14 protein-coding genes are annotated in these 13,566 nt (G+C 69.2%); 8 read left to right on the top strand and 6 right to left on the bottom strand.

Annotation, left to right across the window (positions count from 1 at the left end):
* The first annotated feature begins 6 nt into the window (after window positions 1–6).
* Window positions 7–699: a ComF family protein gene (locus tag FQ142_RS11105; protein ID WP_149423298.1), complete on the top strand. Its 693-nt coding sequence runs from the start codon at window positions 7–9 to the stop codon at window positions 697–699.
* A gap of 94 nt (window positions 700–793) precedes the next feature.
* A complete protein-coding gene (gene hpf / locus FQ142_RS11100; protein ID WP_056416455.1) occupies window positions 794–1,450 on the top strand; it encodes a ribosome hibernation-promoting factor, HPF/YfiA family in 657 nt (218 codons plus the stop codon).
* A 67-nt stretch (window positions 1,451–1,517) separates the two neighbouring features.
* Here hpf and FQ142_RS11095 read toward each other — a convergent pair whose 3' ends face one another.
* Window positions 1,518–2,858, bottom strand: coding sequence for a hypothetical protein (locus tag FQ142_RS11095; RefSeq protein ID WP_056416458.1), 1,341 nt, complete (start codon window positions 2,856–2,858; stop codon window positions 1,518–1,520).
* Window positions 2,859–2,921: 63 nt separating this feature from the next.
* Window positions 2,922–3,524 carry a PadR family transcriptional regulator gene (locus tag FQ142_RS11090; RefSeq protein ID WP_056416461.1) on the bottom strand — a complete coding sequence of 201 codons (603 nt, stop codon included), beginning with the start codon at window positions 3,522–3,524 and terminating at the stop codon, window positions 2,922–2,924.
* A gap of 164 nt (window positions 3,525–3,688) precedes the next feature.
* Between FQ142_RS11090 and secA the strand changes: the two genes are divergently transcribed.
* A complete protein-coding gene (secA, locus tag FQ142_RS11085) occupies window positions 3,689–6,496 on the top strand; it encodes a preprotein translocase subunit SecA (protein WP_149423297.1) in 2,808 nt (935 codons plus the stop codon).
* Between the two features lie 83 nt (window positions 6,497–6,579).
* On the top strand, window positions 6,580–7,806 hold the full coding sequence (locus tag FQ142_RS11080) for a pyridoxal phosphate-dependent aminotransferase (protein ID WP_056416469.1): 1,227 nt from the start codon (window positions 6,580–6,582) through the stop codon (window positions 7,804–7,806).
* Here the strand turns inward: FQ142_RS11080 and FQ142_RS11075 are convergent.
* Entirely contained in the window at window positions 7,730–8,995 is a 1,266-nt protein-coding gene (locus FQ142_RS11075) for a CpaE family protein (protein ID WP_056416471.1), read from the bottom strand. The two genes, FQ142_RS11080 and FQ142_RS11075, sit on opposite strands and share 77 nt — an antisense overlap.
* Window positions 8,992–9,612, bottom strand: a complete 621-nt coding sequence (locus FQ142_RS11070; RefSeq protein WP_149423296.1) for an SAF domain-containing protein — start codon at window positions 9,610–9,612, stop codon at window positions 8,992–8,994. The genes FQ142_RS11075 and FQ142_RS11070 overlap by 4 nt, the downstream gene beginning before the upstream one ends.
* Before the next feature lie 97 nt (window positions 9,613–9,709).
* On the opposite strand from FQ142_RS11070, the gene FQ142_RS11065 reads away from it, so the two are divergent.
* Complete coding sequence (locus FQ142_RS11065) at window positions 9,710–9,988, top strand: helix-turn-helix domain-containing protein (RefSeq protein WP_056416475.1); 279 nt, start codon at window positions 9,710–9,712, stop codon at window positions 9,986–9,988.
* Here the strand turns inward: FQ142_RS11065 and FQ142_RS11060 are convergent.
* Complete coding sequence (locus tag FQ142_RS11060) at window positions 9,976–10,587, bottom strand: hypothetical protein (protein WP_149423295.1); 612 nt, start codon at window positions 10,585–10,587, stop codon at window positions 9,976–9,978. The two genes, FQ142_RS11065 and FQ142_RS11060, sit on opposite strands and share 13 nt — an antisense overlap.
* Window positions 10,588–10,715: 128 nt before the next feature.
* Between FQ142_RS11060 and FQ142_RS11055 the strand changes: the two genes are divergently transcribed.
* Complete coding sequence (locus tag FQ142_RS11055) at window positions 10,716–11,102, top strand: Rv3235 family protein (RefSeq protein ID WP_056416478.1); 387 nt, start codon at window positions 10,716–10,718, stop codon at window positions 11,100–11,102.
* 24 nt (window positions 11,103–11,126) lie between these two features.
* Complete coding sequence (locus tag FQ142_RS11050) at window positions 11,127–12,611, top strand: sensor histidine kinase (protein WP_056416481.1); 1,485 nt, start codon at window positions 11,127–11,129, stop codon at window positions 12,609–12,611.
* Window positions 12,612–12,696: 85 nt separating this feature from the next.
* Here FQ142_RS11050 and FQ142_RS11045 read toward each other — a convergent pair whose 3' ends face one another.
* Complete coding sequence (locus FQ142_RS11045; protein WP_028503730.1) at window positions 12,697–12,945, bottom strand: WhiB family transcriptional regulator; 249 nt, start codon at window positions 12,943–12,945, stop codon at window positions 12,697–12,699.
* 235 nt (window positions 12,946–13,180) lie between these two features.
* Here FQ142_RS11045 and FQ142_RS11040 point away from each other — a divergent pair, with 235 nt between their 5' ends.
* Complete coding sequence (locus tag FQ142_RS11040; RefSeq protein ID WP_149423294.1) at window positions 13,181–13,564, top strand: hypothetical protein; 384 nt, start codon at window positions 13,181–13,183, stop codon at window positions 13,562–13,564.
* Window positions 13,565–13,566: the final 2 nt, after the last annotated feature.

The following is a 13,566-nucleotide window of genomic DNA, read 5'->3' as shown; positions in this document are numbered from 1 at the left end:
CGGCGGATGCTGTCATCCGCCGCCGCCCCCGCCGTCCGTGCCATCGGTGCCGACGTCCTCGCGCTGCTGCTCGCGGCCACGTGCGCCGGGTGCGATGCGCCGGAGACGCTGCTCTGTGCGTCCTGCCGGCAGCGCATCCGGGCGCGGTCGGTCGTCACCGGCACGACAGCCGGACTCCTCGTCCGTGCCGCGATGCCGTTCGAGTCGGTGCCCGCGCGCTGCGTGCGGCGGCTCAAGGACGAGGGCGAGACCCGGCTCGCGCACCCGTTGGGGGCTGCGCTGGGCGAGGTGCTGCGGGGCGTGCTCGAGGCCCGACCCGCAGGTGAGGTCGCGGTGGTGCCGGTTCCGAGCTCACGAGCGGCCTTCCGTCGCCGAGGCTACCGGGTCCCGGACCTCCTGATCCGTCGCGCGGGGTACACACCCCGTCGCCTTCTCTCCACCCGCCGTCCGACGGCGGATCAACGAGGGCTCGACGTCGAGAGTCGCTCGCGCAACGTGCACGGGAGCATGTGCGCGAAGGGCAGTGGCGGGCTCGCCGTGGTGCTCGTCGACGACGTCATGACCACGGGCGCCACCCTCGATGAGGCGGCGCGGGCGCTGCGGGTCGCCGGGGCGGACGTCCTGTCCGCGGTCGTACTGGCCGCCACGCCACGTCACAGTGAACGGAATGCGTACGCATCGGAGACACGCAGGAAATGACCCGTGACATCCGTCGTCGTGCCGACTAGCGTGGGGGGACACAAGGCGACCACGGTCCGCCCTTGGCCGGGAGGACCGGGACAAGGAGGCAGCAATGGAAACGAGCATCGTTGGCGTCGGGGTGGGAATCACCGACCGCTTCAGAACCGTTGTCGAAGAGAAGATCGCCAAGATCCAGACGTTCGCGTCACGTGCGCAGCGATTGGACGTGAAGGTCACCCACCGGGTGTATCGCAACGGCCGTGTGCCCGATGAGACCGTCGAACTCACGCTCGTGAGCAAGGGACCGGTCGTGCGGGCCGAGGCCACCGACGGCGACAAATTCGTCGCCCTCGACCTGGCGGTGGACAAGATGGCGGAGCAGCTCCGTCGAGCCAAGGAGAAGCGGGTCGACGGACGTCAGCACCCGCGCGGCGCGCATTTCGAGAAGGAGAGCGGCGCCCTGGAGGGCATCGACGTCCAGCCCGCATCCGTCGAGGTCCTTCGCGCCGTCGCGACGGGCACCGTGCCGATCCAGAACGAGGAGGACGAGGTCTACTCGCCCGTCGTCATCCGCACCAAGAGCTTCGATGCGGAGTGGATGACCGTCGAGGAGGCGGTCGATCGCATGGAGCTGGTCGGCCACGACTTCTTCCTGTTCGTCGACGTGCGCACCGACCACCCGAGCGTGGTCTACCGCCGCAAGGGCTGGGACTACGGTGTCATCGCACTCGAGACGCAGGCTCCGCCCGCCGAGGCGCTCGCCTCCTGAGAAGGACATGAGAACGGCCCGGCCCCTTCGAGGGGCCGGGCCGTTCGTTCGTCCGTTCGCGGGATGCTCAGTCGAAGATGCCGTCGAGGATGCTGCCGATCACGAGGCCGCCGAGGATTCCGGACGCGATGTCTCCGCCGCCACCGCGGCGACCGCCGCCGCTCCAGCCGCCACCGCCCCAGCCGTCGCCTCCGCCGCCCCAGCCCTGGTCCTGGGGGCGGGACGAGTCGATGTCGCGCTGGGCGAGCTGCAGAGCCTCGGAGGCGAGGTGAGCCACCCGGCGGGCGCCGGCGAGCGCCTGATCGCGCGTCTCCTCGGCCGGGAGGAGGTCGGAGAGGTCGACCCGCAGGCGCTCGGCCTCCGCGAGCCGGGTGCGGGCGTCCGCCCCGATCCAGCCGCGGTGTCCGGCGATGAGTCCGCGGGCGACGCCCAGCTGCCTGTCCGCGTCGTCGATGGCGTGCTGCACCTGCTGCAGGCTGGGCAGCGGATGCGCCTCGCGGTGCCGCGCCGTGGCGATCGCGTCGTCGAGGGCGGTGTTCGCGGCGCGGAGCTGGGAGAGCTCGGCGAAGGGGTCGCCGGGGGTGCCTGCGGGGGAGAGGGCGCTCAGGGCGTTCTGCAGCGCGGTCACCGCGGCGGCGACAGCCGGCACCTGCGGAGCGGTCCGCGCCGCGATGAGGTCGCTCCGCGAATCGGCCACGACCTCGGCGAGCGTCGACTCGGCGCGCAGTGCCTCGATCTCGAAGTCCTCCACGGCGTCGAGCAGTGCCGAAGCACGGCGCGTGGCTTCGGTCGCCGTCTCGAGAGCGAGGTTGGCCTCTTCGTTCTGCTTCGCGGCCCGGCGACGTTCCGAGACCGAGGCCCCGTGGGTCGCGAACGCGATGAGCTGCTCGGCCTCCGCCGCACTGGCGGTGATCTGGTGCATGGCCGACTCGGCGTATCGCGACGACAGGCGTGCGACGGTCTCGTTCGTCTGCGGGATCCGGGTGCTCAGCTCGGCGGCATCCGCGCGCACCTTCGCGATGACCTCGGGAGCGCGACGGACCTTCGCGATCGATTCGGCGAGGGCGGACGTCTTCTCGTCGAGGAGGTCCTGCGCCCAGTCGCACAGCTGCACGATCCTCGCGTTGCGGGTGCGGAGCTCCTCCGGGGTGTCCGGGATCTCATCGTGATTCAGCTGGTGGAGTTGGAAGGCCTCGCGCAGGTGCGTGCGCACGGCGCTCAGCGCCTTCTTCAGGTCTCCGGTGAGCTGGCCGCCGAGCTCGGCCTCGGCGAAGGAGAGCTCGTCCGAGGTGCTGCGGATCCGCTCGTCGGCCGCGACCAGCGACTGCTCGGCACGGCGTGCCAGATCGGCATCCTGTGCGGCCAGCTCTTCCTGTTCGCGCTTGCGCCTGCCCCATATTCCAGCCATAGGACCGATCCTAGTTTCCCGAGCGCCGACCCTGGCTGTGCATCCGCTTGAGGCGAACGCGGTTCAGACGAGCGCGACCGCCTCGACCCTGGCCGGCCGGCCGCGTCGAGGGCGGTCGGCCGTCAGCTCGATCGTGAGCGCGTGACGCGGATGCCGGGCGAGGCGCGCCTCGACATGATCGAGCCAGCGCAGCTCGGCGTCGGCGGTGAAGATCATCGAGTCGACCACGAGCGACCACGCCAGTCCTTCGGGGGTGTGGTCCTCGCGGGAGTCGCGCACGTTCACGAGCGTCGCGTGGTGCTGCTCGGCCGCGGCCCGTTGGATCGCGATGACCTCGGCGGCGTCGGCGCCGGGAAGCGTCGCCGCCACGGCCAGCTTGATCGCGAGTTCGTCGCGCGTGGTCCGCCCGCGCTCGATCGGCGAGGCCAGCCAGCGGTCGACGTCATCCGCCCCGGCATCGGTGATCTCCCAGTAGACGTGGCCCTGGGCATCAGCGGCGCCTCTGGCGACGAGGCCGTCGCGCTCCAGGCGCTCGAGCGTGTTGTAGATCTGTCCCACGTTGAGCGGCCAGACGGAGCCGGTGCGGCGATCGAACTCGTGGCGCAGCTGGTAGCCGTAGCAGGGGCCCTGCGCGAGGATCGCGAGCAGACTCTGTCTCACCGACATGTGGACCTCCCGGGTGTCGTGCACAAATATACATACCGGGAAATCCGACGACCCCGCGCCATGCAGACGACGCGCAGGTCACGGACCGGTAACATGGCAAGGTATGTCCGGTCGGCGCTCGACACGCGGCGCCGCCGGAACCATCCGACAGGGAGATGACATCTGTGGCCAATCCTCTTGAGAAGCTGCTGCGCGCGGGCGAAGGGCGGGTCATCCGCCGCCTGAACCAGGTGGTCAAGGCCGTGAACGCGCTGGAAGAGGACATCTCCAAGCTCACGGATGACGAACTGCGCAACGAGACCGTCGAGCTGCGGGAGCGGTTCGCCAAGGGCGAGACGCTCGACCAGCTGATGCCGGAGGCCTTCGCCGCCGTGCGTGAGGCGGCGAAGCGCACCCTGGGCATGCGCGCCTACGACGTGCAGATCATGGGCGGCGCGGCGCTCCACCTCGGCAATATCGCCGAGATGAAGACCGGTGAGGGCAAGACGCTCGTCGCCACGTTCCCCGCCTACCTCAACGCGATCGCGGGTGAGGGCGTCCACGTGATCACGGTCAATGACTTCCTCGCGAGCTACCAGGCCGAGCTCATGGGTCGCGTGTACCGCGCGCTGGGCATGACGACCGGCATCATCGTCTCGGGTCAGACCCCGGCGGTCCGCCGTGAGCAGTACGCGTGCGACATCACGTACGGCACGAACAACGAGTTCGGGTTCGACTACCTGCGCGACAACATGGCGTGGCGCAAGGACGACCTCGTGCAGCGTGAGCACTACTTCGCCATCGTCGACGAGGTCGACTCGATCCTCATCGACGAGGCGCGCACCCCGCTGATCATCTCGGGTCCCTCGTCGGGTGAGGCCAACCGCTGGTTCGCCGAGTTCGCCAAGATCGCGCGCACCCTCGAGGCGGGCGTGGACTACGAGGTCGACGAGAAGAAGCGCACCGTCGGCGTGCTCGAGCCCGGTATCGAGAAGGTCGAGGACTACCTCGGCATCGACAACCTGTACGAGTCCGCGAACACCCCGCTGATCTCGTTCCTGAACAACTCGATCAAGGCGCTCGCGCTGTTCAAGAAGGACACCGACTACGTCGTCATGAACGACGAGGTCATGATCGTCGATGAGCACACGGGCCGCATCCTGGTCGGTCGTCGCTACAACGAGGGCATCCACCAGGCGATCGAGGCGAAGGAGGCGGTTCCGGTCAAGGCCGAGAACCAGACCCTCGCGACGGTCACCCTGCAGAACTACTTCCGTCTCTACGACAAGCTCGCCGGTATGACCGGTACCGCCGAGACCGAGGCGGCCGAGTTCATGTCCACCTACAAGCTCGGCGTCATCCCGATCCCGACCAACCGGCCGATGGTGCGCAAGGACCAGTCCGACCTCGTCTACAAGAACGAGGCGGCGAAGTTCGCCCAGGTCGTGGAGGACATCGCCGAGCGTCACGCCAACGGCCAGCCGGTGCTGGTGGGAACGGTGAGCGTCGAGAAGAGCGAGTACCTCTCTCGTCTCCTCGCGAAGAAGGGCGTCAAGCACGAGGTCCTGAACGCCAAGAACCACGCGCGGGAGGCGGAGATCGTCGCCCGCGCCGGTCGGCTCGGTGCCGTGACGGTCGCGACCAACATGGCCGGTCGTGGAACCGACATCATGCTCGGTGGAAACGCCGAGTTCCTCGCCGTGCAGGATCTGAAGGGCCGCGGGCTCGACCCGGTCGAGACGCCGGAGGAGTACGAGGTCGCCTGGGACGAGGCCTACGAGGAGAAGAAGGCCGTCGTCGCCGAGGAGGCCGAGAAGGTCATCGAGGCCGGGGGACTGTACGTGCTCGGCACCGAGCGCCACGAGTCCCGACGGATCGACAACCAGCTCCGTGGCCGTTCCGGTCGTCAGGGCGATCCCGGCGAGAGCCGTTTCTACCTCAGCCTCACCGACGATCTGATGCGCCTGTTCCAGTCGGGTGCCGCCGAGGCGATCCTGGCTCGCACGAACTTCCCCGACGACGTGCCGATCGAGTCGGGTCTCGTCTCCCGCGCGATCCGCAGCGCGCAGTCGCAGGTCGAGTCTCGCAACGCCGAGATGCGCAAGAACGTCCTCAAGTACGACGACGTCCTCAACCGCCAGCGCGAGGCCATCTACGCCGATCGCCGCCACATCCTGCAGGGCGACGACATCGCCGACCGGGTGCAGCACTTCATCGAAGACGCGATCAGCGGCGTCGTGCGCGACCACACGGGCGAGGGGCACAACGAGAGCTGGGACTTCGACGCGCTCTGGACCGAGCTCAAGACCCTCTATCCGGTCAGTGTCACGATCGACGAGGTCGTCTCCGAGGCCGCGGACCGCAAGGGCGGCATCACGGCGGACGGTCTCACTCGCGAGCTGCTCTCGGATGCGAAGATCGCCTACGAGACGCGTGAGGAGTCCCTCGGCGAGGCGGCGACCCGTGAGCTCGAACGTCGCGTGGTGCTGCAGGTGCTCGACCGCCGCTGGCGCGATCACCTGTACGAGATGGACTACCTCAAAGACGGCATCGGCCTGCGGGCGATGGCGCAGCGCGACCCGCTGATCGAGTATCAGCGCGAGGGCTACGCGATGTTCCAGTCGATGATGGGCCAGATCAAGGAGGAGTCCGTCGGCTACCTCTACAACCTCGAGGTCGAGGTGCGGCGTGCCGCAGACTCGCAGACCGCCGAGGTCGAGGCCAAGGGACTGTCCGAGGGCGGCGGCGAGCAGCGTCTCGAGTACTCGGCGGCGAACGATGCGGGCGAGGTCGAGGTGCGCGACGACCGGGGGCAGGTGCAGCAGGCCGCCACCGACAAGATGCGCCAGGCGGCCGCGGCTCGTCAGGCCCCCGCGGATCAGCCCGACGCGGCACCGGCCGAACGCGGGGCGTTCGGACAGCGCACCGATGCGGCAGCACCCGCCGCTGGCAACCGCGAGCAGCGCCGCGCCCAGGGCAAGAAGAAGAAGTAGCAGCGCGAGCGCACGACTGCACGAGCACAGAGGGGCCGATCCGGGTGGATCGGCCCCTCTGCGCGTCATTGTAGGCTTGCGCAATGACACCAACGCGCCACTTCGACCAGTCGTCGAAGCTCAAGAACGTCCTGTACGAGATCCGTGGGAACACGCTCGTCGAGGCGGCGCGTCTCGAGGCCGAAGGACATCGGATCCTCAAGCTCAACACCGGCAATCCTGCGATCTTCGGCTTCGAAGCCCCTCACCAGATCGTGCACGACATGCTCGCCGCGCTTCCGACCGCGCACGGCTACAGCGACAGCAAGGGCATCGTCTCGGCGCGTCGCGCCGTCGTGAGCCGGTACGAGGAGATCGAGGGCTTCCCGCGTTTCGGTCCGGAGGACGTCTTCCTCGGCAACGGCGTCTCGGAACTCATCACCATGACGATGCAGGCGCTGCTCGACGAGGGCGACGAGGTGCTGATCCCCGCGCCGGACTACCCGTTGTGGACGGCCATGACGAGCCTGGCGGACGGCACGCCGGTGCACTACCTCTGCGACGAGGACTCCGGGTGGCAGCCCGATCTCGAAGACATCCGGTCGAAGATCACGCCGCGCACCAAGGCCCTCGTGATCATCAATCCGAACAACCCCACCGGAGTCGTCTACTCGCGCGAGATCCTCGAGGGGATGGTGCAGATCGCCCGCGAGAACCAGCTGCTGCTGCTCTCGGACGAGATCTACGACCGCATCCTCTTCGACGACGCCGTGCACATCCCGACGGCCACCCTGGCGCCCGATCTGCTCTGCCTCACCTTCAACGGCTTGTCCAAGACCTACCGCGTCGCCGGATTCCGCTCGGGATGGCTCGTCATCACGGGGCCGCAGTCGCATGCGAAGGGCTTCCTCGAGGGGATCAACCTGCTCGCCTCCACTCGTCTGTGCCCGAACGTCCCCGCGCAGTACGCGGTGCAGGCGGCACTCGGCGGTGTCCAGTCGATCGACGCGCTGATCGCGCCGACCGGGCGGCTGCACGAGCAGCGCGACATCGCCTGGGAAGGACTCGAATCGATCCCCGGAGTCTCGTGCGTGAAGCCGGCCGGCGCCCTCTATGCGTTCCCGCGCCTGGATCCGAACGTGCACGAGATCAGGGACGACGCGAAGCTCGTCTACGACCTGCTCGTCTCGGAGCACATTCTGCTGGTGCAGGGAACCGGCTTCAACTGGCCGACACCGGACCACCTTCGTCTGGTCACCCTTCCCGAGCCTCGCGTGCTGGCCGAGGCCGTCGAGCGCCTCGGGAACTTCCTCTCGAGCTACCGCCAGTAGGCGTCGCCGGTGCGGCCGGCGGGGACGTCGTCACCGGCAGAGGCAGACGTGATGCGACCAGTCGACGGATGCCGGAGACCAGGGCGGACCGTGGCGTGAGGTCGGCCATCGGGCGGGCATGGAGCAGGGCTGCGTCTGCGGCGCGCTGATCGAACGGCAGGAACTCGACCGCGGTGATGCCCGCCAACCTCTCGAGGGTCCGGCGCACCTGACCGCGGGCGTCGATGCCCAAGGGGCCGGGGCGCACACGGTTCACCACGACGCTGACCGGGACAGGATCGGTGAGACGGCGCAGCTCCGCATGCTCGCGGATGAACCGGCTGATGCCGAGGGGATCGGCGGAGGCGACGGCGACGATCGTGTCCGCCTCCTGCAGCGCGGCCACTGTGGCGGCGTGCCGCCGTGGGCCGGCGAGGTCGAAGGTCGCCTCGTCATCGGCGTCGAAAGCGCTCGCGACATCGACCACGGTCTCCTCGCTCCATGTGCGGCATACCCGGAGTGTCGCGCGCAGACGGTCGGCGCCGAGTTCCGGCCAACGGCTCGGACGATTGATGCCGCCGAGCACCTCCACCTCGCCGGCACTCGTCTCCAGGACCGCGGAGAGCCGGGTGAGCTCGTCGGCGTCGAGCGACCCCAGGTCGGCGCGACGGCAGGCGGCGGCGATTCCCGGAGCGTCGTCGCCGAGTCCGAGCAGCAGAGCCAAGGAAGGGGCGACCGTGTCCGCGTCGATGAGTGCCGTGCGACGGCCCACCCGCGTCAGCTCGACAGCGAGCTGGATCGCCACGGTGGATCGCCCGGGAGCTCCGGCGGGACCCCAGACGACGGTGACACGGTGCGGCGGCGAGGACTCCGGCTCGGTGGTCTCCGGATGATCCGCGGCCAGTGCGGTCGCCACCTCCCACCCGGTGGCGTCGGCCGGCAGCGGGGCCGCGAGACCGTAGCGAGCGAGCACCCTCGCCTCACCGTCGCCGAGGGGCACCAGCCGCACACCCGCCCGATCGCAGGCCGTGACGACTTCGGGGGTCAGCGCGCCGCGCGTCGCGGCGACGACGACGGCGTCGATGCCGGGAGGGAGGGGAAGCAGTCTTCCCGGAGCCACCACGGCGACGACGCGGATGCCCTCGACCTCGAGCTCATCCGCGAGGCCGGCCGCACGGGACTCCGGCACGGCCAACACGACGGACGTCACGGGGTCGCGCCGATCGGGACGACGGCGAGGACCGATCCTCCGGTGATCGCCCCCAGCACCGCCGCGACGTCGGCCCTCTTTATCACGACTTCGACCGTGCTTCCCCCCGAAGCCAGGACGGACGCGCTCTTCGTCACCGAGGTGACGGTCGCGTCGGCCACGAGGATCCGCGGCGGCTCCTGCACCGATCCGTCGTCGCTCGGGGGTGCGGCCCAGAGCTCCACGTCGCTGCCGGCCCCGACATCCGCGGGAATCCCCGTGCCGCTCTCGACGACCACGGTCGTGGTCCGTCCGGCATCGACGTCTTCGACGGCCGCATGGGCCAGGAGTTCGCCCGCGCTCACGGTCTTCGACGCGATCCGGCCCGGCTGCAGATCCTGAGGCGCCACGTAGCGGGACGTGACGCCGCCGAGCCCCACCTCCACGACCTGGAAGTCGTCGGAGGTGAGCGCCTCGCCTCTGACGATCGTGCGGTTCGCCTGGAGGATCGGCGTCGTCGCACCCGCCGACGAGACGACCGCCCAGACGCCGCCGATCGACAGGAGGACGAGGGCGATGCCGATCAGGAAGCGCGCGTCGCCCCAGACGGCGCGGCGTGGACGAACGAATCTGTGCATCGCCACATGCTCACAGAAATCGTCGCGGAGGCTCGGGACTTATCCACAGCGGCACGGGGGTGCAGGTGAAACCCGCCGGTGGGGGCAGAATGGGGACATGCCCGACTCGACCCCGTCCGTGAGGCGCTTCCTCGCGCCCGCGCAGGTGGCCGAACTCCTGAGCATCGAGGTGGACGAGGTCATCGAGCTCGTCTATCAAGGACGGCTCAGCGGATCCAAGCTCGGGTCGCCCGCTCGATGGCGCATCGAGGAGACGAGCCTCGCCGACTACCTCGCGGAGCAGTCGGAAGAGGCGCGTCGCATGGCGTTGTGGCGTCAGGCGAACGAGGCCAGCTTCCCCGAGGTGTGGGGCGCGCCGTTCGGTCACGGAAGCTGACCCCCGAAGGTCTGCACCGACGCCACCGCGTGGAACGGGATCATCTGGAATCCCCGCACGGCTGCCGCGGTCCTGGCCGCGCCGGCGTCGTGCAGCGCGAGATCCAGGTGATCCGCACCGGCTCTGTCTATCGTCCCATGGAGGTCTCTTCCGTCGATGCTCAGGATGTTCACGGGCACACGGCGGCGCGCGAGGTCCCGCAGGATGAACCCCAGGGACATCCGCTCGCGGAGGATCGGTGCGGCCGCCTCCTCTCCGTCCAGGCTCGTGAGCAGCAGTCCGTGATCCACGCTGAGCCCGTGCACCGCGTGGAACGGGAGTATGCAGGTGGACCGACGCGGCGGTGACTCCGCAGCGTCGAGGATCGCCGCCGCGACCCAGTCCGCGCCGAGGGCCTGAAGTCGCACGCGCATGCGTGCTCCGCCGGGGAGATCGACGGTCGCGAGGGCCGATGCCGCGCACAGCACCCGGAGTCGGCTGCGCATGTCCAGACGGGAGATGCGCAGCCGCTCCGACTCGGCGTCGAGCACGGCTCGCTCGCTCTCCCACTCTGCGGCGAGCTGGCCCTCGAGGTCCTCGAACAGTCGATCCCAGTGCACGCGGACCACCGTAGGCGATCGCATCGGGCCCATGTACGAGTTATCCACATAGATCTCGGATTCGGCCGGAACGGCTCTTCCACGCATGCTCTACTTGGCGCAGTCTTCCCCGATGGAGAGTGCCGCAGATGACGATGAACGAGTATTTCGCCCCGCAGCCGACGCCGCGCGCCGAGCTTCCGGATCCGCAGCCGCTGCTGCGCAGTCTCACGCAGGGCGTGCTCGAGGTCCTCGCCGGGGTCAGAGAAGTCGATCAGTTGGCCCGCTGGTTCAGCGAAGATGCGTACCGGAGTTTGGTGACGCGGGCGAATCTGTCGGCGAGGGCGCGCAGCGCGAGGGGGGTCTCGCCTGCGCGCCCGACTTTCGAGATCCTGTCCATCCGAGTCACCGAGCCGGTCGACGGCAAGGTCGAGGCGGTGGTCGTCGTGGCGGGCCCCGGTCGGACTCGAGCGGTGGCGATCCGTCTCGAAGGCCTCGACCGGCGCTGGCGGGCCTCGTCGCTGGCCGTGCTCTGATCTCCCGCACCGTAGGCTTGAGGGGTGTCAACCCTCAGTGATCTCGCCAATGCCCAGGGCCGCCTGACCGACGTCGACGTCGAGTGGCTGCACCGCCTCGCCGGCGACGGGCAGCTCCTCGCGGACCTCTCGTCCGCCGACATCGTGGTCTGGGTCCAGACCGAGGACGGCTCGTTCATCGCCGTCGCGCACGCGCGGCCCAGCGGTGCGGCGACGCTGTTCTACCGCGACATCGTGGGGGAGCGGGTGCGTCCGCAGTGGCGGACCCAGGTGCAGGGGGCGTTCGACTCCGCGGCGATCGTCGATTCCTCGTCGCCGGACTGGTTCGAGGAGACGCCGACGCGGGTCCGGGCTGTTCCGATCGTCAACGATCGACGCAGCGGACACGGGGAGGCCGGTGTCATCGGCGTCGTCACCCGGCACACGAACCTGGGTGAGGCGCGCACTCCGTCCCGACAGCAGATCACGTTCGACGAGTGTGCGAACGACATCTTCCGGATGATCGCGGACGGCAGCTTCCCGGATCCGGCCGCGCCGACCTCACCGCGGCGCGGAGCGCCTCGTGCGTCTGACGGGCTGATCCGCATCGATGTCGACGGCATCACCACGTTCGCCAGTCCGAACGCGCTTTCCGCCTTCAATCGCATGGGCTTCGACGACGAGCTCGAGGGGGAGTCGCTGGCCGAGGTCACCACGCGGCTCGTCCCGCCGTCCCGCCAGGTCGACGAGTCGCTGCCGGTGGTGGTCACCGGCCGTGCGCCGTGGCGCACCGACATCGAGGCGCGCGGGGTCACCGTGTCGCTTCGGGCGATACCGCTCAAGGACCACGGCACGCGCATCGGCGCGATCCTGCTCTGCCGCGACGTGTCTGAGCTGCGTCACCAGGAGCAGGAGCTCATCACCAAGGACGCCACGATCCGCGAGATCCACCACCGGGTCAAGAACAACCTGCAGACGGTGGCGTCGCTGCTGCGGATCCAGGCGCGTCGTACGCACTCCGACGAGGCGAGGGACGCTCTGACCCAGGCGATGCGGCGCGTCGACTCGATCGCGGTCGTGCACGACACCCTCGCACAGGGGCTCACGCAGAAGGTGGATTTCGACGAGGTCTTCCATCGCGTGCTCAAGCTCGTGGCCGAGGTCGCGTCGGCCCCCAACACCCGGGCGCGCACGCACTCGACCGGTCGCTTCGGGGTGCTGCCGAGCGAGTACGCGACGCCGCTGGCGCTCGCGCTGACCGAGGTCGTCACCAACGCCGTCGAGCACGGCCTCGCCGGGCAGGAGGGCATGGTCACGATCGACGCCGCGCGCACGGAGGAGAACCTGCGCGTCCTGGTGCGCGACACCGGGAGCGGGCTTCCCGAGGGTCGCATCGGTCAGGGACTCGGCACGCAGATCATCCGGACCCTCATCCAGGGCGAGCTCGGCGGATCCATCGAATGGCGGGGGAGTGAGGGCGGCGGGACCGAGGTCGTCATCGACATCCCGCTGCGCTGGCTGACGAAGTAGCCGCCCGAGTACGCGGTGCGGGAGAAAGCCGCCCGAGTACGCGAAAGCGGCCCGAGACCAGGTCCCGGGCCGCTTTCGCGGATGTTCAGGAGGCGCGTCGTGCGCGCGCGGCGCGGCGCTTGAGCGCGCGACGCTCGTCTTCGGAGAGACCGCCCCACACGCCCGAGTCCTGGCTGGACTCGAGGGCGTACTGCAGGCAGATCTCGGTCACCGTGCAGGTGGCGCAGACCGTCTTGGCCTTCTCGATCTGATCGACAGCCGGGCCGGTGTTCCCTACGGGGAAGAACAGCTCGGGATCGACGGTCAAGCAGGCGGCCTTGTCGCGCCAGTCCATGGGGGCTCCTCGGTGTGGATTTTCCTGAATCGGCGCAACGCGACGACTCTGATTTCGGGTGCAGTTCGGGTTCAGCTACCCTGTTGAGATACGGACGGATGCCCGCGAATTGTGATGCGGGCTCGGAGCCCGCCCCACGCCGCTGTGGGAGCACATGACGCTGTCTATTCTGTTACATGAAACCGGCGAAATCAAGGGTTTCGCTTGTTCTCATTCGATTCTCAGGAGACACATCGTGCGCTCACCCGCCCTCGCTCTCGCCGCAGCGGTAGTCCTCGCCGCGGAAGGCGCAGCCCTCCTCGTCTTCGCGCTGATCGAGCTCGTCGGCCTCGGTGCGGGAGATGCGTCCTCGCTGCCGACCGCCCTCGCTCTCATCGTGCTGACGCTCATCGGGGCGGGCGCGCTGATCGCCTTCGCGATCGGGACCCGCTCCGGGCACTCCTGGGCGCGTTCCGGCGGCATCGTCTTCCAGGTGCTCGGCGTGGCCCTGGCCCTGGCGTCCCTGACGATCCAGCCGGTCGTGTGGGGATTCACTGTCGGCGTGGGCATCCCCGCCGTGCTGGGTTTCGCCCTGTTGATCGCGACCACGCGCGCCGAGAACGAGCGCCCGGCCGAGTGACG

The sequence above is a fragment of the Microbacterium sp. ANT_H45B genome, from assembly GCF_008369345.1.
In the GTDB taxonomy this organism is placed as follows: Bacteria; Actinomycetota; Actinomycetes; order Actinomycetales; family Microbacteriaceae; genus Microbacterium.
Note: the sequence above shows the minus strand (reverse complement) of the source record. Positions and strands in the feature narration are given on the sequence as shown.

What these genes read in the sequence shown, in the direction of transcription:
- FQ142_RS11070 (WP_149423296.1), bottom strand. Translation starts at nt 9,612, where the DNA reads ATGCACAGATTCGTTCGTCCACGCCGCGCCGTCTGGGGCGACGCGCGC.
- FQ142_RS11065 (WP_056416475.1), top strand. Translation starts at nt 9,710, where the DNA reads ATGCCCGACTCGACCCCGTCCGTGAGGCGCTTCCTCGCGCCCGCGCAG.
- FQ142_RS11055 (WP_056416478.1), top strand. Translation starts at nt 10,716, where the DNA reads ATGACGATGAACGAGTATTTCGCCCCGCAGCCGACGCCGCGCGCCGAG.
- FQ142_RS11095 (WP_056416458.1), bottom strand. Translation starts at nt 2,858, where the DNA reads ATGGCTGGAATATGGGGCAGGCGCAAGCGCGAACAGGAAGAGCTGGCC.
- FQ142_RS11045 (WP_028503730.1), bottom strand. Translation starts at nt 12,945, where the DNA reads ATGGACTGGCGCGACAAGGCCGCCTGCTTGACCGTCGATCCCGAGCTG.
- FQ142_RS11090 (WP_056416461.1), bottom strand. Translation starts at nt 3,524, where the DNA reads ATGTCGGTGAGACAGAGTCTGCTCGCGATCCTCGCGCAGGGCCCCTGC.
- FQ142_RS11080 (WP_056416469.1), top strand. Translation starts at nt 6,580, where the DNA reads ATGACACCAACGCGCCACTTCGACCAGTCGTCGAAGCTCAAGAACGTC.
- FQ142_RS11105 (WP_149423298.1), top strand. Translation starts at nt 7, where the DNA reads ATGCTGTCATCCGCCGCCGCCCCCGCCGTCCGTGCCATCGGTGCCGAC.
- hpf (WP_056416455.1), top strand. Translation starts at nt 794, where the DNA reads ATGGAAACGAGCATCGTTGGCGTCGGGGTGGGAATCACCGACCGCTTC.